We start from the raw sequence: 22,408 nt of genomic DNA on the forward strand, positions 1-22,408 counted from the left end.
CTTTTCTTAAATTCAGAGGCCATTTTCTATTCCTCCATTGCAATCCGTCCGGCCATATACTATAATATGTAATGATTCATTAACATTTTAGTAACAAAGTTTTACGTTGCAAAAAAGCAAAGGAGAAAGACAAATGAAAAACATCCGAAAGAAACTCCTGTGCTATGTTCTGACTGCAGTTATGCTGCTCACTGCCTGGACGCCGGCTTACGCCAGCAGTCAGGCCCATGACAGCCTTCCTGAGGAGGAACCCGCACAGGAAACACAACCAGACAACGACAGCAGGGATTCCCTTTCTCTGGACTGCCAGCTGCTTTTGACCCAGGAAGACGATACGCACCAATCCGTCATTCTTGAGATGGGGGATACTTCTACTGTGATGGAAAAAGCAGTGCTCTCCTATCAGGATGGGGATGGGGAGATACATACTGCAGAAGCAGAAGAAATTGTTGAAAATTATGCCGCTTTCCTGCTGGATCTTCCAGGGGAAGGTGTTACCCGAACCTTTCTTTCAATCGTTACCACTGTAGGCGGTCAGGATATCGAGACCGGACTGCAGCCGGAGGAAGAGATGGATACCCTCAGTATTGACGAGGAACAAGCCGCGGAAATCATTGGGGATACAGAGAATCAGACAGACACAGAGAATCTCTCAGAGGAAGAATTAGATTATGTGAATCAAACAGTAGTCACAAAAGAAGGGGAGGACGGACTTACAGCTTCCGACATTTCCGAGGTGCTTCAAAGTGAAGCCGCTCCCGCTTCCATGTCCAGGTCCGCTTTATCTGCACCGAAAGCGGGCGATAAAGCAGGAACCTTTACCGTAGTGTTGGATCCTGGACACGGCGGCATGGACGGCGGTGCGGAATACACCTTCAGTGACGGTACAAAATTCGTAGAATCACAGCTAACCCTCAAGATTGCTAATTATGTAAAAGAAGCCCTTGCCGCATATCCGGAGATTCAGGTTTATATGACAAGAACCGGCGACACCTATCTTCCCGACTTAGAAGAGAGGGTGGCCATCGGCGTTGAAAAAAATGCAGATATTTTTGTGAGCCTGCATCTTAACTCTGCGGATTCGGAAAAAGCACATGGTGTGGAAATCCTTGTCCCCAGAACCGGACGGTATAACAATGATGTAGCCGAAGATGCCAACCAGCTGGCATCTAACATTCTGGACAATCTCGTTGCCCTCGGCCTTTACAACAGGGGATTAAAATACAAAGACTCCGCCAATGGCACGAAGTATCCGGACGGCAGTAAAGCTGATTACTACGGCATCATCCGCAACTGTATGGAGCAGGGCCTCCCTGGCGTAATTGTCGAACATGCCTTTTTAAGCGGCACAGAGGACAAAAAGTTTCTGGACAGTGAAGAAGATCTGAAAAAGCTGGGACAGGCAGATGCCAAGGGAATTGCCCAGTATTTCAATCTGGAAAGCAGCAATAATCCCAATAATAATCTTAATGGCTGGAAACAAGTAAACAATAAATGGTATTTTTATAAAGATGGACAAAAACTTACCGGTTGGCAGTATATATACGGTAAATGGTATTACCTCAACAGCAGCGGAATCATGCAGACCGGATGGCAGTTTATCTCCGGCAAATGGTATTACCTGGAGAGCAGCGGCGCCATGGCAGAGGGCTGGAAAAAACTTGGAAACACCTGGTATTATCTTACCCCTGGAAACGGAGCCATGGTAAACGGCTGGCAAAAAATAGGCAGCGAATGGTACTATTTTAACGGCAGCGGCGCCATGCAGACCGGATGGCTTCTTCTGGACGGCAAGTGGTATTATCTGAACGGCAGCGGTGCCCGGGCAAAAGGCTGGATAACCCTGGGAAAGACCCGGTACTACCTAAACCCGGAAACCGGAGTTATGTCGGTTAACTGGAATCTTATTGACGGAAAATGGTACTACTTTAATGCAAGCGGCGCATCTCTGACCGGATGGCAGTACATATCCGGCAAATGGTATTACCTGGAGAGCGACGGCGCCATGGCCGAGGGATGGAAAAAACTTGGAAAGACCTGGTACTACCTCACTCCGGGCAACGGAGCTATGAAAACCGGATGGTATCTGGTAGGCAATACCTGGTACTACTCCGACAGCAGCGGTGCCATGAAAACCGGGTGGCAGAAGATTGGCGGCAAATGGTACTATCTCAACAGCAGCGGCGCCATGGCGGAGGGGTGGCTCAAGCTTGGAAAGACCTGGTACTATCTCACCCCAGGTAATGGAGCCATGAAAACCGGGTGGTATCTGGTAGGCAATACCTGGTACTACTCCGACAGCAGCGGTGCCATGCTCACCGGATGGCAGAAGATTGGCGGTAAATGGTACTACATGAATTCCTCCGGGGCCATGCTTACCGGATGGCAGAAAATCGGGGGCAAGTCCTATTTCTTCGACAACAGCGGCGTATGGATTGAGCATCCGGCTCAGGGCTGGCAGCTTGAAAATGGGAACTGGTATTACATAGGAGCCAACGGTTATCATACAGGGTGGCTGTTAAACGGCGGTAAATGGTATTATATGGACAGTACCGGCAAGATGCTCACTGGATGGCAGACTGTAGGCGGAAAGACCTACTATCTTCTCAGCAGCGGCGCCATGGTCTCCGGATGCTACTATACCGTGGACGGTATTACTTATACCTTTACCCAGTCCGGCGAGAGTCTGGGCAACATTGATGAATATCCCGGATACAAAATTATGGGGACAAGCTCTGTAACCGCAGATCAGATGGTTAAGTATTTTGCCGCCAGCAAGCAGGCTTACCCCGCAGAAGTACTGGCAAAAGGCGGCGCTCCTGACATCAAAACCTTCTGTCAGATTTTCCTGGAAGAGTGCCAGACGGAAGGTGTCAAAGCAGAAGTTGCCTTCACGCAGGCAATGAAGGAAACCGGTTGGCTTCAATACGGAGGAGACGTAAAGATTGAGCAGTTTAATTTTGCCGGCCTTGGGGCAACCGGAGGGGGAGTCCCCGGCTTGAGTTTTGCCGATGTGCGCACCGGTATCAGGGCTCAGGTACAGCACCTGAAGGCCTACGCTTCCAGAGATAACCTGGTACAGACCTGCGTGGACCCCCGCTTTACCTATGTTACCAGGTACTCCTCTCCTTTTGTAGAGTGGCTGGGAATCCCGGACAACCCCTTCGGAGGGGGATGGGCCGCAGGAAAAAATTACGGCAGCAGTCTCATTGGAATGATTACAACATTAAAATCTATGTAACTCCAGGTTGTCATTCAGGCTCCCATCCTATATAATAGTAAAGTGACAAGCAAGTAAAGAAACATCGGTTACATTACAAAGGAGTATTTGAATGAATGGAACAAAAAAGCGCTATCTATGCCATTTGCTGACAGCCTCCATGGTATTGGCAGCCCCTGTCTCTGTATTAGGGGCTAAGTCCCCGGCACAGTCCCTGTTATCCCCTTATCAGGCGTCCCTTCCCTCACCACTGATGCCGGATGCCGGCAGTGAGACGGCTTCCGGAACTAATGGCTGGACAAAAGAAGGGGACTCTTGGTACTACTACATAAACGATGAGAAAAAAACGGGATGGCAAAAGATTAATGAGATATGGTATTATCTGGGGGACACCGGAAGCATGGCCGAAGGATGGACTCTGATAGACGATACCTGGTATTACTTCACCCCCGGAAACGGCTCAATGGCAACCGGGTGGCAGTTTATCGACAATAGCTGGTACTGTATGGATGCAGACGGTGCCTGGAATGAGAATCCTGAAATTAATACCTCCGGGGGATGGAGTTTCCATGACGGCTACTGGTATTACAATAACCTGAATGGCTCTCCCATCAAAGGATGGCTGAAAGTGGATAACAAGCAGTATTACTTTGACGAAACCGGCAGGATGACGACCGGATGGCTGACGCTGGAGGGCAAACGGTACTACCTCGGAGAGGATGGGGTTATGGTCACTGGAGAACAAGTGATTGACGGCACCAACTATACCTTCAGCACCGCAGGTGTTTGCAGCCAGGAGGTCACTTCCTATGAAAGCAATGTGGATGCGGCCAGCGGAATGTATATCATTGAGGGCGCTACCTCTGTCACCGTGGATCAGATGGTAAACTATTTCAAGGCTAACGGGGCTTCTTACCCTTCTGCAGTCCTTGCAAACGGAGGGGCTCCGGATATTGAGACCTTCAGTGAAATTATTTACGAGGAAGCCGCTGCAGAGAATATAAAAGCTGAAGTTGTCTTCACTCAGATTATGAAGGAAACGGGATGGCTCAACTACGGCGGTGATGTGTCTATCGGCCAATATAACTTTGCCGGCCTCGGCGCCACCGGAGGAGGTGTGCCGGGAGTTGCCTTCTCTGACGTGCGAACCGGTCTTCGGGCACAGATACAGCATCTGAAGGCGTATGCAAGTACTGCTGCACTGAATCAGCCCTGCGTAGATCCCCGGTTTAACTATGTAACAAGAAACACCTCTCCCTACGTAGAATGGCTTGGGATACCCGACAACCCCTACGGCGGAGGATGGGCAGCCGGACAAAACTACGGAAGCTCGCTGATTAAAATGATTCAGGATTTGAAATCTATGTAACGAAAAAGGAACCGATGTTCTGACGGACATTGGTTCCTTTTTGATGATAATTTACTCTTCTTCCTGAAACAACACCTTCTCAGCAATCCTGGCGGCATCCTCCACGCACCCGTCACAGCTTCTAAGCAGTTTCTTTGTCTCCACCCCTTTTAGCACTTTACATACCGTTGACTGGTTAATCTCTGAAAACTCCTTTGCTATTTCCTTTGACAGCTTGTAAGTCTTCCCCTTTGTAGAAGTATCGCCGCATCCCTTGCTGTTCTTCATGCCGGCCAGCGCTATTACGCCCGATACTGCTCCGCAGGTACTCTGCATTCCTCCCATGCCGGCCCCAAAGCCCTCAATCATCTTAAACATGGTAGACTCATCCACACCGACCAAATCACAATAAGTACAGGCTACCGCCTGGGCACAGTTATATCCCTGGCGATGCTTTTCCACTGCTTTCTCAACTCTGCTCTCCATACGTAAATCCTCCCAATCTCTCAATTATATTTCGTGTATAAACAATCCGCTGCGCAGCTTTGGCTCAAACCAGGTTGATTTTGGAGGCATCAGCCTCCCCGCGTCTGCCACAGCAAAAAGCTCTCCTATGGAAGTAGGATACAGGGAAAACGCTGCCATACAGTCCTTTGCAACCCTTTTCTCCAATTCCTTTAATCCCCGGATTCCGCCCACGAAATCAATTCTGGCGTCTGTTTTCGGATCCTGGATGCCCAGGATCGGCTGAAGAAGCCTGTCCTGGAGAATCGATACATCCAAACCTTCCACGGGGTCGTCGGAGACTATTTCCGGTTTCACTCTGAGAAGATACCAGGCTCCCTCCAGATACATGCCAAATTCTCCTTTTTTTGTCGGACGTACCGGTTCTTCTCTTTTCTCCACTGAGAAGTCCCCCTGAATTTTTTCCAGAAGCTCACAGGGCGTATTGCCGTTTAAATCTTTTATTACCCGGTTGTAATCCAGGATAGACAGCTCCTCATCCGGAAACAAGACAGCCAAAAAATAGTTAAACTCTTCTTCTCCCGTATAGCCGGGGTGTTCTGACCGCCTCTTTTCACCCACTTTAACCGCTGATGCCGCTCTGTGATGCCCGTCAGCTATGTAGATTTCCTGAATCTTCCCAAAGGCGTTCTCCAACTGTTCTATCTGCTCTCTGTCTTCTATTACCCACACACGATGTCCAATGCCATCCGGAGAAATAAAGTCATACACCGGCTTTTGCAGTTTTGCCTGGGCTACCAGAGCCGTTACCTCCCTGCGGGAACGATAGGCCAGAAAAATGGGGCCGGTCTGGGCATTGCAGGTATCCACGTGACGGATTCTGTCCAGCTCCTTTTCTTCTCTTGTATTCTCATGCTTTTTGATTACCCGGCTGTGATAATCATCAATAGATGCGCAGGCCACGATTCCCGTCTGGCTCCGTCCATTCATGGTCAGTTCGTACAAGTAGCAGCAGGGTATTTCATCCTGGATAAATGCTCCCTCCGCCTTCATATCCCAGAGGGTCTCTTTGGCTTTCTCGTAGACACAATCCTCATAGGTTCCTACTGTATCCGGAAACTGCGTCTCCGCCCTGTCAATTTTCAGAAAGGAAAGAGGTTCTTTTTCCACTTCTGCCAGCGCCTCTTTTCTGTTGTACACATCATAAGGCAGAGCAGCTATCCTTTCCGCCAGGTCCGGCCTCGGCCTTATGCCCCGAAAAGCTTTAATATCAGCCATATTGGTTCTCCTTTTCATCCTTTAGTTCTCAGTCTTATGCAAAATCACTTCACAGATCCCATTCACTGCCTTTCTGTATTTCTTTTTATGCCTCTTAACGGAACGGTATATCTTCTGAAGATTTTTCATTCTCTTCCACCCTTTTTGAAAGGGATTCCAGCTTTTCTTCTTCATTTCTACCTCTTTTTTATTGGCAAAAATGGGAATACCGCCCCTGCGGTACCCCCATAGGAAATTTATTCGCCTTTTACAATGCGGACCTTATAGACATCTTCGATTTCTCTTAAAGATTCCACAACACTTTCAGGAATAGAAGTGGAAACGTCAATCATTGTATAGGCATAATCGCCCTTACTCTTATTTGTCATATCCGAAATGTTCACTCCCGCATCGCCCAGAACCTTGGCAAACTGACTGATCATATTCGGGATATTCTTATGGTTCAGCGTAATTCTTCCGGCATCCACGCAGATCCCCCCGTCGCAGTTAGGGTAGTTAACTGAATTCTTAATGTTCCCATGCTCCAGGTAATCTCTGAGCTCCTGAACGGCCATTCTGGCACAGTTATCCTCTGACTCCTCTGTAGAGGCTCCCAGATGCGGCGTCACCAGGGTACCCTGTGTTCCTGCCACTGTGGGATTGGCAAAGTCGGTTACATATTTCTTGACCTTTCCTTCCTTCAGCGCTTCCACCAGAACCTCTTCATCTACCAGGAGATCCCTTGCAAAGTTTAAGAGTACCACCCCTTCTTTCATGTGGCGGATAGCCTCTTCGTTAATCATCTTTCTGGTACCGTCCGTCAGAGGCACATGAATGGTGATATAATCACACTCCCTGTAAATGGTTTCCAGATCATTAATGTGGTGAATGGTTCTGGACAAGTTCCAGGCGGCGTCCACTGAGATATAAGGATCATATCCATATACCTCCATCCCCAGATGGGTTGCTGCATTGGCAACCAGTACGCCGATTGCGCCCAGACCTATGATACCCAGTTTTTTACCGCTGATTTCACAGCCCGCGAACTGTTTTTTCTGCTTCTCGGCAAGTTTTCCGATGTCAGAAGCATTGCCCTGCTTTTCCACCCACTCAATACCGCCTACGATATCACGGGATGCCAGAAGCATTCCGGCAATTACCATCTCCTTTACACCATTGGCATTGGCACCCGGGGTATTGAATACTACGACCCCCTTCTTTGTGCATACATCCAGAGGGATATTATTTACACCAGCCCCTGCTCTCGCAATTGCCTTAATATTATCCGGCAGCTGCATTTCATGCATATTAGCGCTTCGTACCAGAATCACATCCGAATCTTCCAATGCTGTTTCCTGATAATCCTCAGAAAATCTGCTGATGCCCGCATCAGAGATAGGATTTAAGCAATGATACTTATACATTTTAACGGTTCTCCTCTTCAAATTTCTTCATAAATTCAACCAGCTTTTCCACACCTTCTATGGGCATTGCATTGTAAATGCTGGCGCGCATGCCGCCCACACTCCTATGGCCTTTCAGGTTAACAAAGCCCTGGGCCGCAGCCTCTTTGATAAACCTGGCATCCAGTTCATCACTTCCAGTGACAAAAGGTACATTCATAAGAGAACGATCCTCCGGCACCACAGTTCCCCGAAACAGTGAACTACCATCCAGGAAATCGTACAGGATTTTAGCCTTTTTCTCGTTATACTGTTTCATGGCCTCCAGACCGCCCTGTTTTTTCAGCCACTTAAATACTTTCCCGCACATATAGATGCAGTAGCAGTTAGGGGTATTATAAAGAGATCCCGCGTCGGCATGTGTCTTATAAGTAAGCATGGTTGGAGTCCCCGGAAGTACATCTTCCGTAATCAGATCCTCCCGGATAATTGTAATTACCATACCGGCAGGGCCCACGTTCTTCTGTACCCCCCCGTAGATAACCCCATATTTGCTTACATCCATAGGCTCAGATAAAAAGCAGGAGGAGACATCCGCAACCAGAAGCTTGCCTTTCGTATTCGGCAGTGTCTTAAACTTTGTGCCGTAAATAGTGTTATTCTCACAGATATACACATAATCTGCGTCATCGCTGACAGGCAGATCCGAGCAGTCAGGAATATAGGAAAAAGTTTTGTCCTCTGAAGAAGCAATTTTATTTGCTTTTCCATACTTCTGTGCTTCCTGGTATGCTCGTTTCGCCCACTGTCCGGTAACAATATAATCAGCTACCTTATGTTTCATCAGATTCATCGGAATCATAGCAAACTGCTGATGGGCACCGCCCTGCAGGAACAGGACTTTATAGTTATCCGGAATATGTAACAGTTCTCTCAGATCTGCCTGTGCATCATCCAGAATTTCCTGGAAAGCCTTGGAGCGGTGGCTCATCTCCATCACTGACATACCGGTTCCTTTATAATCTAACATTTCTTCTGCTGCTTCTTTTAATACCTCTTCCGGCAGGACAGCAGGCCCTGCTGAAAAGTTATAGACTCTTCCCACTTTACTCTTCCTCCTAATGTTCATTCTCTTCTTTCATATATCACATCAATGAACATTCTACTTCTTTGACATATTTTTGTCAATAAAAACATTTGTCCTCTTTGGAAAGACATCCTATCTCTGATTTAAGTCTTCCTCGTCAAATGCTTCCTCAATATTCGCTCCCGGTGATACCATAGGGAATACTTTATCGTCGCAGTCAACAATACACTCAATCACCACTGTGGTGTTTAACTCTATGGCTCTTTTCAGGGCGGGCTCAACTTCCTCAGGCTTTGTCACACGGATTCCCACTGCTCCCATGGACTCTGCAAACTTCACAAAATCAACCTTATCATTTAATATGGTATGGGAGTACCGCTCTCCGTAGAACAGCGTCTGCCACTGGCGAACCATCCCCAGCACATGATTATTAATCACAACCTGTATGAGAGGAAGCTCGTTTCGCACGGCTGTGGCAATCTCATTCATGTTCATGCGGAAACAGCCGTCCCCTGCAATATTAATTACTGTCTTTTCCGGTTTCGCAATCTTGGCGCCTATGGATGCGCCGAGGCCGTACCCCATAGTCCCCAGTCCCCCTGACGTCAAAAATGTCCTGGGTTCCTTATATTTATAGTACTGAGCTGCCCACATCTGGTGCTGCCCCACTTCAGTTACAATGACAGCATCCCCGTTGGTCACCCGATAAATTTCTTCTATAACAAAGGGCCCGCTGAGTCCGTTTTTATTGTATTTTAAAGGATACTTTTCTTTCATCTCTTTGATATGGGTCAGCCAATAGGTGTGATCTTTCGGCACCACTCTATCATTGAGACGTTTCAGCACTTCTTTTACATCTCCTATCACAGAGGCATCCACAATAACGTTTTTATTAATCTCAGCAGCATCTACATCAATCTGGAGAATTTTAGCGTTTCGTGCAAAATTCCTGGCATTGCCTGTGACGCGGTCACTGAACCTGGCGCCTATGGTAATCAGCAAATCACATTCCGTCACGCCGAGGTTAGAGGTTTTGGTACCATGCATGCCCAGCATGCCGGTATAGAGAGGGTCTTCTCCCGGAAACGCCCCTTTTCCCATCAGGGTATCGGTTACCGGTGCCTGAATCTTTCTTGCCAGCTCTCTTACTTCTTCGGACGCACCGGAACTGATCGCACCGCCGCCCACAAATATATATGGCTTGTGTGCACTCTGAATCAGCTCCACTGCTCTCTCCAGATCCTCTTCTGTGATCTTAGCTGTAAAGGGCTGTATCTCCAGAGGCTTCTCATAGGTATACTCTGCCTTATTGGCAGTAACGTCTTTCGTAATATCCACCAGGACCGGGCCGGGCCGCCCGCTTTTTGCAATGGTAAATGCACGGCGGAGCGTATCTGCCAGTTTTGTTACATCCTTTACGATAAAGCTGTATTTGGTAATAGGCATCACAACGCCCGCTATATCAATTTCCTGAAAGCTGTCTCTCCCAAGAAGAGGTACTCCAACGTTAGCTGTAATTGCCACTACAGGAATGGAATCCATATAGGCTGTGGCAATTCCCGTTACCAGGTTCGTGGCACCCGGACCTGAAGTTGCCATACACACGCCTACTTTTCCGGTTGCCCTGGCATATCCGTCTGCGGCATGGGCTGCCCCCTGTTCGTGGGAGGTGAGCACGTGATGTATCTCCTCCCTGTGCCTGTATAACTCATCATATACATTTAAAATGGTTCCTCCCGGATACCCAAATACAGTATCTACCCCTTGTTCTTTTAAACACTCAATTACGATCTCAGAACCTGTCAGCTGCATACTCCGCTTCCTCCTTTACTGTTTTGGTATTTCTAATATTGCACCCCGGCTGCCGCTGGTAACCATAGATGCATAACGCGCCAGATAGCCGGTCGTGATCTTAGGCTCTCTGGGTTTCCAATTCTTTCTTCTCTCTTCCATTTCTTCCTGTGATACTAACAGCTCCAGAGAATTCTCGGGAATATTGATTTTTATCATATCTCCTTCTTCCACCAGTGCAATGGGGCCGCCCACAGCTGCCTCCGGTGATACATGGCCAATAGACGCACCTCTGGATGCGCCGCTGAAACGGCCGTCTGTGATCAGGGCAACCGAAGATCCCAGTCCCATCCCGGCAATCTGGGAGGTGGGATTCAGCATCTCTCTCATACCCGGTCCCCCCTTGGGGCCCTCATAGCGGATTACCACAACATCCCCTGCGGCTATTTTGCCGGAAAGAATTGCCTCAGAGGCATCCTCCTCACAGTCAAATACCCTGGCAGGTCCCTCATGAACCATCATCTCAGGAACTACCGCAGAACGTTTTACCACTGCAGTATCCGGCGCCAGATTTCCCTTCAAAACAGCGATTCCGCCGGTTTCGCTGTATGGATTATCGATTGGACGGATTACCTCAGGGTTCTTATTTACACAGTCCTTAATATTTTCTGCCACCGTATGTCCGGTTACTGTCATACAATCTGTATGCAGCAGGCCTTTTTTATTCAATTCATTCATCACCGCATACACGCCGCCTGCCTCATTTAATTCCTCAATATAGGTATGTCCGGCCGGTGCCAGATGGCAGAGATTCGGTGTTTTGGCGCTGATCTCGTTGGCAGTAGACGGACTCAGCTCTACCCCTGCCTCGTGAGCAATAGCGGGCAGATGAAGCATACTGTTGGTAGAGCAGCCCAGTGCCATATCTACGGTAAGTGCATTCATAAATGCATCCTTTGTCATAATGTCTCTCGGACGGATATTTTTTTCCAGCATCTCCATCACCTTCATGCCTGCGTGCTTGGCCAGACGCAGTCTCTCCGAATAGACTGCCGGGATCGTGCCGTTGCCTCCAAGGCCCATGCCCAGCACCTCTGTGAGGCAGTTCATGCTGTTTGCCGTGTACATCCCGGAGCAGGAGCCACAGGTAGGACAAGCCTTCCTCTCATATTCTTCGACTTCTTCTCCGGTCATTTTATTGGCACTGTATGCACCCACAGCCTCAAACATGCTGGACAGACTGGTTTTAGAACCGTGTATATGCCCTGCCAGCATAGGTCCGCCGCTGACGAACACTGTGGGGATATTAAGTCTTGCCGCTGCCATCAAAAGCCCCGGTACATTTTTATCACAGTTCGGCACCATTACCAGCGCATCAAACTGATGGGCGATAGCCATTGCCTCCGTGGAATCACAGATTAAATCTCTGGTCACCAGGGAATACTTCATTCCCACATGCCCCATGGCGATTCCGTCGCACACAGCAATCGCCGGAAAGACTCTGGGGGTCCCCCCTGCCATGGCCACTCCCATTTTTACGGCTTCTACAATTTTATCCAGATTCATGTGTCCCGGTACAATCTCATTGTAAGAACTCACAATACCAATCAATGGACGATCCATCTCTTCCCTGGTCAGTCCAAGTGCGTTAAATAAAGACCTGTGGGGTGCCTGCTGTACCCCTTTTGTCACTGCATCACTTCTCATAATTTTTTTCCTTTCTGATTCTTATCTCTTACCGGATCTCTGCCGCAATCAGATCTCCCATCCGTTTTGTGCCTACCTGCTCCATACCATCTGCCATGATATCACCTGTACGGTATCCGCCCTTCAGCACTTTCTGTACTGCCGCTTCCACAGCATCTGCTTCCTTATCCAGATCAAGGGAATAGCGCAGCAGCATTGCCGCTGAGAGTATAGTCGCAATGGGGTTGGCCAAATCCTTTCCCGCAATATCCGGGGCAGATCCGTGACTTGGCTCATAGAGTCCGAACTTTGTCTCATTGAGACTTGCAGAAGACAGCATGCCGATGGACCCGGTTACCATACTGGCTTCATCAGACAGAATATCTCCAAACATATTCTCTGTGAGAATCACATCGAATTGTCCCGGATTATGTACCAGCTGCATAGCACAGTTATCTACCAGCATATGGTCCAGGGCAACTTCCGGATAATCCTTTGCCACATCCTCCACTACCTTTCTCCAAAGCCTGGAGGAATCCAGTACATTGGCCTTATCCACACTGGTAACCTTTTTCCTTCGTTTCATGGCAATATCAAACGCCCGTACGGCAATGCGCCGAATCTCTTTTTCGTTATATGTAAGGGTATCAACAGCAGTTTCCACGCCGTCTTCCACTGTGGTCCTTCTCTCTCCGAAATACAGACCGCCGGTCAGCTCCCTCATAATCATCATGTCAAAGCCTTCGCCGATAATCTCTTCCTTCAGAGGGCAGGCATCCTTTAATTCCTCATACAAATACGCCGGCCGCAGATTAGCAAACAGATTCAGCTGCTTTCTAATGGCAAGGAGCCCTGCTTCCGGTCTTTTGGATGGTTCTAACTGATACCAGGGGGAAGTCCTGGCGTCCCCTCCGATGGATCCCATAAGGACTGCATCACAGCTTCTGGCAGTCTCCACTGCTTCCTCTGTCAGCGGCACCCCGTGAACGTCAATAGAAGCCCCGCCTAACAGGACTTCTTCATATGAAAAGGTATGTCCATAGATATCACATACTTTGTCCAATACTTTTTTTGCTTCCCGTACAATCTCCGGTCCGATACCGTCTCCCCGGATCAATGCAATCTTATAATTCATAATCTCTCCCTTTCTGTCATCAGCCTGAATACGCTATCACACGGCATGCGCCGTATGCCCCGGAGCATAAGTTAAGGGATGCCCTTTGGGGATAGCCTATAATACTATATATATTAATTCATTTTTCGCCACTTTTCAAGAATAAAGTACAGCACCGGGCGTAAAGTATGTAATAAAATAAAAAGATGCTGTCCCCGGACAACATCTTTCTCTCTTAATTTTCAGCTACCTCTGCCTTTTCAACTTCTGCAATCGCAGCTTTTCTCATAGGAATACGACAATTTTTGTTGTTACCGAACTCAAGTATAACATCCTCATCTGTAATATCAATGATGACTCCATAGAATCCGCTGGTAGTAACTACACTATCGCCTACCTCCATAGATGATAACATCGCTTTCACTCTCTGCTGTTCCTTCTTCTGCGGTCTCATGATCATAAAATACATAAGAGCAAAGAAAAGCACCAATGGCAATAACATGGTAAGCCATGAACCGCCTGCTGATGCACTGGCTGTTAATAACATAATCCATTCCTCCTGTTTTGTTTATTGCATTTCAGACATTAGTACAATAATACACAAAAAACAGTATTTCTTCAAGGCTTTTTGACAATTTAATGTAATTTTAATGGGAAAATGAGCCATATCCGGCATTATCCCTGTTCCCCGATGTTAAACATCCGGAATCCCTCCCCGTGGACTTCATTGGATTCCAGTATAATGGTAAACGCATTTTCATCCACTTCCTTTACCTTTTGCTGAACAAAATACATCTGTTTATTATTGCAGGCACACATCACCACCTGTTTTTTTCCTTGTTTGTAGCCTCCCGAGGCCGGCAGAATGGTGCTTCCCCTGCCGCAGCACTCGTCGATGGCATCTGTCACTTTTTTTCCGTAATCTGTGACTATCAGCGCCATCTTTCCGGCATTTACCCCATAGACCACCTTGTCGACCGCCACGGCAAACAAAAAGTTGATGATCATTCCATAGATAATTCCGTCAATATCTCTGAAAATAAGTCCTCCAAGAAGAATAATTCCAATATCCGACAAAAAGGCAATCTTGCCCAGTGAAAGATAAGGTTTTACTGCCTTTACTGCCATGATTACAAAATCGGTTCCCCCGGTGGACGAATTCTGCATATAGATCAGGGCATACCCCAGCCCTCCCAGTACTCCGGTACAGATTGCTGAGAGCATCCGGCTCCCCGTATATACCGGAAGCAATGGCGCCACGTAGTCGATCATGACAGAGGATATCACAATGCAGCGGAGAGACCGCAGAAAAAATCCCCTTCCCAGAAGCCTGTAGCAAAGCAGGGCCACGGGAATATTTAAAACGATGATTGTTAGGCCGATGGGCAGGTGAAACAGCCGGTTGAGTATCAGAGAAATACCGGAGAAGCCTGTCATAGGAAATTCTGATGTGACCGCAAAATTATAGAGTCCCACTGCAATCAGCGCGCTGCCGATGAGTTCCATTCCTATTTCTTTCATAATTCTTTTCGCTCTGTTCATCATGTTGTCCTCCTTCACTATAATACTGCGACCAAAAAAGAGCTGTACGGCCACATAAATATATGATCCGCATAAGCTCTTTTGCAACTGCTATTATACCGTATCTCTGCTGCGTTTGCAACCCCCGCTGTCAGAGAAATCCTTCCAGCTTTTGTTTCTTATAATCCTGATAAGTTCCCTGTTCTATCGCCTCTCTGATCTCTTCCATCATTTTATTGTAAAAGTAGAGGTTATGGAGCACACAGAGACGCATTCCCAGCATCTCTTTTGCCTTCAGCAGATGCCGGATATAAGCCCTGCTGTAATTACGGCAGGCCGGACACTGGCATCCCTCCTCAATGGGTCTGGAATCCAACTCAAATTTTGCATTAAATAAATTCAGTTTACCCTGATTTGTGTATACATGTCCGTGGCGGCCGTTTCTGGAGGGATAGACGCAGTCAAAAAAATCCACGCCCCGGTCCACTGCCTCCAAAATGTTTGCCGGCGTTCCCACCCCCATGAGATAGGTAGGTTTCTCCTCCGGAAGACAAGGTACTACGGCGTCCAGAATGCGGTACATTTCCTCATGAGATTCCCCTACCGCCAGACCGCCTACCGCATAACCATCCAAATCCATGTCCGCAATCTCCCTTGCATGAGCGATCCGGATATCTTCGTAGACAGCCCCCTGATTGATCCCGAATAAAAGCTGGTGCCTGTTTATAGTATCTTCTTTTTGATTCAGACGATCCATCTCTGTCCTGCATCTCCGAAGCCAGCGGGTAGTCCTGTCCACGGATGCCTGTACATATTCTCTGGAAGCCACACTGGATGGGCACTCATCAAAAGCCATGGCAATGGTGGACGCCAGATTGGATTGAATCTGCATACTCTCCTCAGGTCCCATAAAAATCTTTCTTCCATCTATGTGCGATTGGAAATACACTCCCTCTTCTTTGATCTTTCTAAGACCTGCCAGGGAAAACACCTGAAACCCTCCCGAATCTGTGAGAATTGGCCTGTCCCAGTTCATAAACTTATGGAGCCCGCCCATCTTTTTCACCACCTCATCTCCCGGTCTCACGTGAAGGTGGTACGTATTGGAAAGTTCTACCTGGGTTCCAATCTCTCTTAAATCTGTGGTGGCTACCGCACCTTTTATGGCAGCTGCTGTTCCCACATTCATAAAAACCGGAGTCTGAATGGTGCCGTGAACAGTAGTAAATTCAGCTCTTTTCGCTTTTCCGTCTTTTTTTAATATCTTATACATTGTACTCTTCCTTTTTATCAGCATGTAGTCTAAGTATATCCAAAAGGCTTAGGAATTTCAAGAGAATTTATCTTCACAACTTCTTCACAACATTTTTATTTGTAATTTAACCTTTATTGTCGTATAATGTTATGTAGTTTTGTTAACCCATAAAACTGCATATAATAGGAAAGAAATGGTTATTTAATTTCACAGTGAGGAGGTCACAGGGCGACCTGTGAACAAGGTTATGAAACAAATTACATATACATTAGGTATAGACATTGGCTCTACTACCGTAAAAATAGCAATTTTAAATGAGGAGCAGGAGATCGTTTTTTCTGAGTATGAGCGCCATTATGCTAACATTCAGGAGACCCTGGCCCACCTTCTGGGCCATGCCTATGAAAAACTGGGGGAACTTCAGCTTGCACCTGTGATCACAGGTTCCGGCGGACTTACCCTGGCAAAACATCTTGGGGTTCCTTTTGTCCAGGAAGTCATAGCGGTCTCATCTTCCCTCCAGGCTCTGGCACCCCAGACCGATGTTGCCATCGAGCTGGGAGGCGAAGACGCTAAGATTATATATTTTGAAAAGGGTAACATTGAGCAGCGTATGAACGGAATCTGTGCAGGCGGGACAGGCTCTTTTATTGACCAGATGGCCTCCCTGCTTCAGACAGACGCCGTCGGTCTGAATGAGTACGCCAGAGATTACAAGGCCCTGTACTCCATCGCCGCCCGCTGCGGAGTTTTCGCCAAGACAGATATTCAGCCTCTCATCAACGAAGGGGCCACCAAGGAGGATCTGTCCGCCTCTATTTTCCAGGCAGTGGTGAACCAGACCATCAGCGGACTGGCCTGCGGAAAGCCCATTCGGGGGCATGTAGCCTTCCTGGGGGGACCGCTGCATTTCCTGTCTGAGCTTCGGGAGGCATTTATCCGTACTCTGAAGCTGGACGGCGAGCATACCATTATCCCGGCAAACTCTCATCTTTTTGCCGCCATTGGTTCTGCCCTGAACGCGAAAGAAGATGCGGATACGGTTTCTCTCCATGCTATGAGAGACCGCCTGGCTTCTTCTATTAAAATGGAATTCGAGGTTGACCGGATGGAGCCTCTTTTTGCCACCCAGGAAGAATACGACCTCTTTAATGAGCGTCAGAGTGCATATAATGTGGCTACTGCGGATCTCGCTTCCTATGAGGGAAACTGCTACCTGGGAATCGACGCCGGTTCAACAACCACCAAAGCCGCCCTGGTAGGGGAGGATGGTTCCCTGCTCTATTCCTTTTACAGCAACAACAACGGAAGCCCTCTGGCCACTACCATAAAAGCAATTAAAGAAATCTATACCCAGCTCCCCTCCAGCGCCACCATTGCGTACTCCTGTTCCACCGGATACGGGGAGGCCCTCATCAAGGCAGCGCTGATGCTGGATGAGGGGGAAGTGGAAACGGTATCCCATTATTATGCCGCCGCCTTCTTTGACCCTGAGGTAGACTGTATTCTGGACATCGGCGGCCAGGATATGAAATGTATCAAAATCAAAAACAATACCGTTGACAGCGTACAGCTTAATGAGGCCTGCTCTTCCGGCTGCGGTTCTTTTATTGAGACCTTTGCCAATTCCCTGAACTACAGTGTACAGGATTTTGCCAAAGCCGCACTATTCGCCAAAAATCCCATTGACCTGGGTACGCGGTGTACTGTTTTCATGAATTCAAAGGTTAAGCAGGCACAAAAGGAAGGAGCGGAGGTATCAGATATCTCTGCCGGTCTGGCCTATTCTGTCATTAAAAACGCTCTCTATAAAGTGATAAAGGTGTCTGATGCGAAAGAGCTGGGAAACCATATTGTTGTCCAGGGAGGAACCTTCTACAACGATGCTGTACTGCGCAGTTTCGAAAAAATTGCCGACTGTGAAGCCATTCGCCCGGATATTGCAGGAATCATGGGAGCCTTCGGTGCTGCCCTGATTGCCCGGGAACGGTACGATGTCTCAAAAGAGACTACTATGCTGCCCATTGAAAAGATAAATACGCTGCAGTTCTCCACCTCTATGGCCAACTGCAAAGGCTGCACCAATCACTGCCGCCTCACCATTAACAAATTCTCCGGAGGGCGTCAGTTTGTTACCGGCAACCGCTGCGAACGGGGCATAGGCAAGGAAAAGAACAAAGATCACATTCCCAATCTCTTTGAATACAAATACAAGAAGCTTTTTTCATATGAGTCTCTCACATTAGATAAAGCTGTGCGGGGACAGGTGGGGATTCCCAGAGTTTTAAATATGTTTGAAAACTATCCTTTCTGGCATACCTTTTTCACAGAGCTGAAATACCAGGTTGTGCTCTCTCCCACCTCTACCAGAAAGATTTATGAGCTGGGAATTGAATCAATCCCCAGCGAATCGGAGTGTTATCCGGCCAAATTGGCCCATGGGCATGTAACCTGGCTGATTAAGCAGGGCGTTAAGTTTATCTTCTATCCCTGCATTCCATATGAGAGAAAAGAATTCCAGGACTCCGTCAACCACTATAACTGCCCCATAGTAACCTCTTATGCGGAGAATATTAAAAATAATATCGACGAGCTTCAGGATGACACTATTGTATTTCGCAATCCGTTTATGGCCTTCACCAGCGAGGAGGTTCTGACCAAACGGCTGATAGAAGAATTCCCTGACATCCCGGAAAGCGAGGTTAGAGCTGCCGCAGCCAAAGGGTGGAAGGAGATGGCTGACAGCAGGGAGGATATTAAGCGGAAGGGAGAAGAAACGCTGGAGTACTTAAAGGAAACCGGCCGAAGGGGGATTGTGCTGGCCGGACGGCCTTACCACATTGATCCGGAGATTCATCACGGGATTCCGGATCTGATTAACTCCTATGGAATTGCAGTGCTGACAGAGGATTCTATCTCCCATCTGGCTCCCATAGAACGTCCCCTGCGGGTAAACGATCAATGGATGTACCACACCCGGCTGTATGCTGCTGCCAATTATGTGAAGACTACAGAGAATCTGGATCTCATTCAGCTGAATTCCTTCGGATGCGGTCTGGACGCGGTTACCACAGATGAGGTATATGAGATTCTGGCGCACAGCGGCAAGATATATACCTGCCTTAAGATCGATGAAGTCAACAATCTGGGAGCCGCCAGAATTCGTATCCGCTCACTGATCGCAGCAATCCGGGTAAGAGAAGAACAGAAAATGTCAAGGACCATTGTGCCCTCTTCCATTGAAAAGATACCATTTACACAGGAGATGCGGCAGAACTACACCATACTCTGCCCTCAGATGTCACCCATCCATTTTTCCATCCTGGAGGCGGCTTTTAACGCCAGCGGGTACCATCTGGAGGTATTGCCCAATGACAATAAAGAGGCTGTGGATGTAGGTCTGAAATACGTGAATAACGATGCCTGCTACCCTTCCTTAATGGTAGTGGGACAGATTATGCAGGCGCTGCTGTCAGGCAAATACGACACTCACAGGATTGCTATCATTATGTCCCAGACCGGAGGCGGCTGCAGGGCCTCTAATTATATCGGATTTATCCGAAGGGCACTGGAAAAGGCCGGGCTTTCCTATATTCCGGTCATATCCATTAATCTAAGCGGACTGGAAAGCAATCCCGGCTTTAAAATCACAGCCAGGCTGGCAAGCCGCCTTGCCTTCGCGGCTGTCTTCGGTGATATTCTAATGAAATGCCTTTACCGGATGAGGCCTTATGAAAAGATTCCCGGCTCTGCCAACGAACTGCACCGGAAGCTGGAAAAGGAGTGCATTGCCTTTGTAGGTCAAAAGCATGCTACTATCGGGGGCTTTAAAAAGCTCTGCCGGAAGATGATTCGTGAATTTGACAGTCTTCCGATTACCGATGAAGTAAAACCAAGGGTAGGTATTGTAGGCGAAATCCTGGTAAAATTCCTTCCTGCGGCCAACAACCACCTGGCTGAGCTTCTGGAGCGGGAAGGCGCCGAAGCGGTCTGCCCAGACTTAATTGATTTTATGTGCTACTGCTTCTACAATCTGAATTTCAAGTCCAGATACCTGGGCTTTAAGAAATCCTCAGCCGCCCTGGGCAACCTGGGAATCAAGGCTATTAACTGGATTCGGAAAGCTGCCAATGAAGAATTTGCCCGGAGTGTACACTTTACTCCCTCCGCAGATATTACCCAGCTGGCAAAGATGGCTTCTTCCATTGTATCCGTAGGAAATCAGACGGGCGAAGGCTGGTTCCTAACCGGAGAGATCCTGGAACTGATACATAACGGCACACCAAATGTGGTCTGCACCCAGCCCTTTGGCTGTCTGCCCAATCACATTGTGGGAAAAGGAGTCATCAAAGCAGTGCGGAAGGAATACCCACAGGCAAACATCGTAGCCATTGATTACGACCCCGGCGCCAGCGAGGTAAATCAGCTTAATCGGATTAAGCTGATGCTCTCCACTGCGCAGAAGAACTTAAAGAAGAATGGTTCCGGCAAAACTGAGCTCCGGTAACATCTGAACTGTAAAAGGGATGCTGTCACATAACGACAGCATCCCTTTTACAGTTCCTTTTAATACTCTCCACATATCACTGCGTTATAAGTCCTGCCTTTTAAATTCCCGGACAGCTAATACACTGCCAAGCAGACCAGAGCAAAGGATTGATGTAATGCAGATATATAGATATTGACTGTCAGACGGCAGCATAGCAGATATCTGTATCGCCAGCCACGGTACAAAACTAGCCGCGGGAAGCAATTCCTCGGATACCTGAGAGCCAACGGACTGCAGCAGAACAAATAGCAGCGTACATAACATCGTCGGATAAAACAAGGTACGCTGTCTGACGGCAAGCCAGATAACAGGCAAAAATGCAATAAAGCTTAAAATACCGATCTGCGTCAGCAGCCGTACAGTAAAGTAAACCGAAGTAATGGTAACCTGTGAACGGAATAAGTACAAGGAACCTACTATAGTAATGCCTTCTGTAAGGATCATAACTGCCAGATACCAGCAAAGCCATACAGCAATTTTACTCAAGACAAAGTTTTTTCTATTTACAGGAGCAGTTATTATATTTATGATTGTCTTTTCTCCATATTCTTTCTGCATGGATTGTGTAATAAAGAAGCCGCTCATAATTGGCAGAATGATATTTACCAGCATAGAAACTGTCTGCAGCCACTCTTGATAATCAATCTTAGATTTATCAATCAGAACGGATTTCAGAACCAAAAGAATAGGAACAGAAACCGTTGACGCAAAACCAATCAGGGCCATCTTGTTTTTCCTCAGCTTTAATAATTCTGTCTGAAATGCATTATTCAAATCTGGCACCTCCAGTCAATGCGGTAAAATAATCTTCTAATGTTTCGTGTTTAAAATGCAGGGATGATAAGCCTACCCCGTGCGTAACAAGGCAGTTTGCTACTGATACCGGATCTAAGGTATCCTCATAGATCTCAACACAGTTTTTATCCGTGACTGCATAATTTTTACAGTTCAACAGGTTTTCCAACAGCTGCGCTGCCTTTGGAACAGAGTCTACTTTAATTTCAATATACTTCTTATTCTTTTCTTCTAATTCTCTCATTGAAATTTCCTTTACTAAATGTCCCCCGTGTATTATCCCGATATCGTCGGCAAGCAAGGCAATTTCAGATAAAATATGACTTGAAATAATAATGGTCTTCCCCTGCTCGCGGCACAGATTTTGTAAAAACTTTCTGATCTCAACAATGCCAACAGGGTCAAGTCCATTGGTCGGCTCATCCAATATCAGGAGTCCGGGGTCATTCAGTATGGCGTTGGCAATTCCTAATCGTTGTTTCATGCCTAACGAATATGATGAGAATGGCTTTTTATCTTTATAGGGAAGCCCTGTAACTTCCAGTGCGCTTTTAACAGCATCTTTTTTGATTGTTCCCCGCAGCCGGGCAAATATCTCCAAGTTCTCCGTTCCCGTCAGATAAGAGTAGAAACTAGGCGTTTCAATAATAGAACCTATACGTTTATAGATTTGGTTTTCGTTTCCCGGCAGTTTTTCTCCAAAAACTTCCACATCCCCGGAGGAAACAGCGATAAGACCCAGTATCATTTTCATAATTGTAGTCTTACCAGCCCCATTTCTCCCTAACAAACCGTATATGCGGCCTCTTTTGACGTTTATATTAATTTTTTCCACAGCTGTAATATTCCCATACTTTTTCGTCAGCCCCTTCGTGCGCAGAATTATCTGGTTTTCCATATACCGTCCTCCTCTTCCT

16 protein-coding genes are annotated in these 22,408 nt (G+C 47.4%); 3 read left to right on the forward strand and 13 right to left on the reverse strand.

The genetic code is table 11. The features are described 5' to 3' along the window. Positions 1 to 133: 133 nt before the first annotated feature. Together BUA56_RS23995 and BUA56_RS14825 are read left to right on the forward strand one after the other, a co-directional pair. Positions 134 to 3,241 (forward strand): N-acetylmuramoyl-L-alanine amidase, encoded by a 3,108-nt coding sequence (locus BUA56_RS23995; RefSeq protein ID WP_084067981.1) that lies wholly within the window; start codon positions 134 to 136, stop codon positions 3,239 to 3,241. 91 nt (positions 3,242 to 3,332) lie between these two features. Continuing rightward, positions 3,333 to 4,589, forward strand: a complete 1,257-nt coding sequence (locus BUA56_RS14825) for an N-acetylmuramoyl-L-alanine amidase family protein (protein ID WP_072853111.1) — start codon at positions 3,333 to 3,335, stop codon at positions 4,587 to 4,589. Positions 4,590 to 4,640: 51 nt separating this feature from the next. Here BUA56_RS14825 and BUA56_RS14830 read toward each other — a convergent pair whose 3' ends face one another. The 11 genes from BUA56_RS14830 to tgt all read right to left on the reverse strand — a co-directional run bounded on the left by BUA56_RS14830 (position 4,641) and on the right by tgt (position 16,165). Beyond that, entirely contained in the window at positions 4,641 to 5,054 is a 414-nt protein-coding gene (locus tag BUA56_RS14830; protein WP_072853113.1) for a C-GCAxxG-C-C family protein, read from the reverse strand. A 24-nt stretch (positions 5,055 to 5,078) separates the two neighbouring features. Continuing rightward, positions 5,079 to 6,311: a DUF1015 domain-containing protein gene (locus tag BUA56_RS14835; protein WP_072853115.1), complete on the reverse strand. Its 1,233-nt coding sequence runs from the start codon at positions 6,309 to 6,311 to the stop codon at positions 5,079 to 5,081. 21 nt (positions 6,312 to 6,332) lie between these two features. Next, entirely contained in the window at positions 6,333 to 6,485 is a 153-nt protein-coding gene (locus BUA56_RS23025; protein WP_158641012.1) for a hypothetical protein, read from the reverse strand. 62 nt (positions 6,486 to 6,547) lie between these two features. Further along, on the reverse strand, positions 6,548 to 7,714 hold the full coding sequence (locus BUA56_RS14840) for a phosphoglycerate dehydrogenase (protein WP_072853117.1): 1,167 nt from the start codon (positions 7,712 to 7,714) through the stop codon (positions 6,548 to 6,550). A gap of 1 nt (position 7,715) precedes the next feature. Beyond that, a complete protein-coding gene (gene serC, locus BUA56_RS14845; protein ID WP_072853119.1) occupies positions 7,716 to 8,798 on the reverse strand; it encodes a 3-phosphoserine/phosphohydroxythreonine transaminase in 1,083 nt (360 codons plus the stop codon). A gap of 114 nt (positions 8,799 to 8,912) precedes the next feature. After that, positions 8,913 to 10,592, reverse strand: coding sequence for a biosynthetic-type acetolactate synthase large subunit (gene ilvB, locus BUA56_RS14850; protein WP_072853121.1), 1,680 nt, complete (start codon positions 10,590 to 10,592; stop codon positions 8,913 to 8,915). A gap of 15 nt (positions 10,593 to 10,607) precedes the next feature. Beyond that, complete coding sequence (gene ilvD, locus BUA56_RS14855; RefSeq protein WP_072853123.1) at positions 10,608 to 12,278, reverse strand: dihydroxy-acid dehydratase; 1,671 nt, start codon at positions 12,276 to 12,278, stop codon at positions 10,608 to 10,610. Between the two features lie 28 nt (positions 12,279 to 12,306). After that, positions 12,307 to 13,392, reverse strand: a complete 1,086-nt coding sequence (leuB, locus tag BUA56_RS14860; RefSeq protein ID WP_072853126.1) for a 3-isopropylmalate dehydrogenase — start codon at positions 13,390 to 13,392, stop codon at positions 12,307 to 12,309. Between the two features lie 214 nt (positions 13,393 to 13,606). Next, positions 13,607 to 13,918, reverse strand: coding sequence for a preprotein translocase subunit YajC (gene yajC, locus BUA56_RS14865; protein ID WP_072853128.1), 312 nt, complete (start codon positions 13,916 to 13,918; stop codon positions 13,607 to 13,609). Between the two features lie 128 nt (positions 13,919 to 14,046). Next, positions 14,047 to 14,913 carry a YitT family protein gene (locus tag BUA56_RS14870; RefSeq protein WP_103710742.1) on the reverse strand — a complete coding sequence of 289 codons (867 nt, stop codon included), beginning with the start codon at positions 14,911 to 14,913 and terminating at the stop codon, positions 14,047 to 14,049. 130 nt (positions 14,914 to 15,043) lie between these two features. Then, complete coding sequence (gene tgt, locus BUA56_RS14875) at positions 15,044 to 16,165, reverse strand: tRNA guanosine(34) transglycosylase Tgt (RefSeq protein WP_072853132.1); 1,122 nt, start codon at positions 16,163 to 16,165, stop codon at positions 15,044 to 15,046. A gap of 229 nt (positions 16,166 to 16,394) precedes the next feature. Between tgt and BUA56_RS14880 the strand changes: the two genes are divergently transcribed. Further along, the gene (locus tag BUA56_RS14880; protein WP_072853134.1) at positions 16,395 to 20,654 is read left to right on the forward strand and encodes a 2-hydroxyacyl-CoA dehydratase; all 4,260 of its coding nucleotides are present in this window, start codon (positions 16,395 to 16,397) and stop codon (positions 20,652 to 20,654) included. An 84-nt stretch (positions 20,655 to 20,738) separates the two neighbouring features. Here the strand turns inward: BUA56_RS14880 and BUA56_RS14885 are convergent, their stop codons facing one another. Together BUA56_RS14885 and BUA56_RS14890 are read right to left on the reverse strand one after the other, a co-directional pair. After that, positions 20,739 to 21,470, reverse strand: a complete 732-nt coding sequence (locus tag BUA56_RS14885; RefSeq protein ID WP_072853136.1) for an ABC transporter permease — start codon at positions 21,468 to 21,470, stop codon at positions 20,739 to 20,741. After that, on the reverse strand, positions 21,463 to 22,389 hold the full coding sequence (locus BUA56_RS14890; RefSeq protein ID WP_072853138.1) for an ABC transporter ATP-binding protein: 927 nt from the start codon (positions 22,387 to 22,389) through the stop codon (positions 21,463 to 21,465). Before BUA56_RS14890 ends, BUA56_RS14885 begins: the two co-directional genes overlap by 8 nt. Positions 22,390 to 22,408: the final 19 nt, after the last annotated feature.

This window comes from Lactonifactor longoviformis DSM 17459 (assembly GCF_900129135.1).
GTDB lineage: Bacteria > Bacillota > Clostridia > Lachnospirales > Lachnospiraceae > Lactonifactor > Lactonifactor longoviformis.

Bases quoted from the DNA above. Each gene is read 5' to 3' on its own strand.
- BUA56_RS23995 (WP_084067981.1), top strand. From the start codon at position 134: ATGAAAAACATCCGAAAGAAACTCCTGTGCTATGTTCTGACTGCAGTT.
- BUA56_RS14825 (WP_072853111.1), top strand. From the start codon at position 3,333: ATGAATGGAACAAAAAAGCGCTATCTATGCCATTTGCTGACAGCCTCC.
- BUA56_RS14830 (WP_072853113.1), bottom strand. From the start codon at position 5,054: ATGGAGAGCAGAGTTGAGAAAGCAGTGGAAAAGCATCGCCAGGGATAT.
- BUA56_RS14835 (WP_072853115.1), bottom strand. From the start codon at position 6,311: ATGGCTGATATTAAAGCTTTTCGGGGCATAAGGCCGAGGCCGGACCTG.
- BUA56_RS23025 (WP_158641012.1), bottom strand. From the start codon at position 6,485: ATGAAGAAGAAAAGCTGGAATCCCTTTCAAAAAGGGTGGAAGAGAATG.
- BUA56_RS14840 (WP_072853117.1), bottom strand. From the start codon at position 7,714: ATGTATAAGTATCATTGCTTAAATCCTATCTCTGATGCGGGCATCAGC.
- ilvB (WP_072853121.1), bottom strand. From the start codon at position 10,592: ATGCAGCTGACAGGTTCTGAGATCGTAATTGAGTGTTTAAAAGAACAA.
- ilvD (WP_072853123.1), bottom strand. From the start codon at position 12,278: ATGAGAAGTGATGCAGTGACAAAAGGGGTACAGCAGGCACCCCACAGG.
- leuB (WP_072853126.1), bottom strand. From the start codon at position 13,392: ATGAATTATAAGATTGCATTGATCCGGGGAGACGGTATCGGACCGGAG.
- yajC (WP_072853128.1), bottom strand. From the start codon at position 13,918: ATGTTATTAACAGCCAGTGCATCAGCAGGCGGTTCATGGCTTACCATG.
- BUA56_RS14870 (WP_103710742.1), bottom strand. From the start codon at position 14,913: ATGAACAGAGCGAAAAGAATTATGAAAGAAATAGGAATGGAACTCATC.
- tgt (WP_072853132.1), bottom strand. From the start codon at position 16,165: ATGTATAAGATATTAAAAAAAGACGGAAAAGCGAAAAGAGCTGAATTT.
- BUA56_RS14880 (WP_072853134.1), top strand. From the start codon at position 16,395: ATGAAACAAATTACATATACATTAGGTATAGACATTGGCTCTACTACC.
- BUA56_RS14890 (WP_072853138.1), bottom strand. From the start codon at position 22,389: ATGGAAAACCAGATAATTCTGCGCACGAAGGGGCTGACGAAAAAGTAT.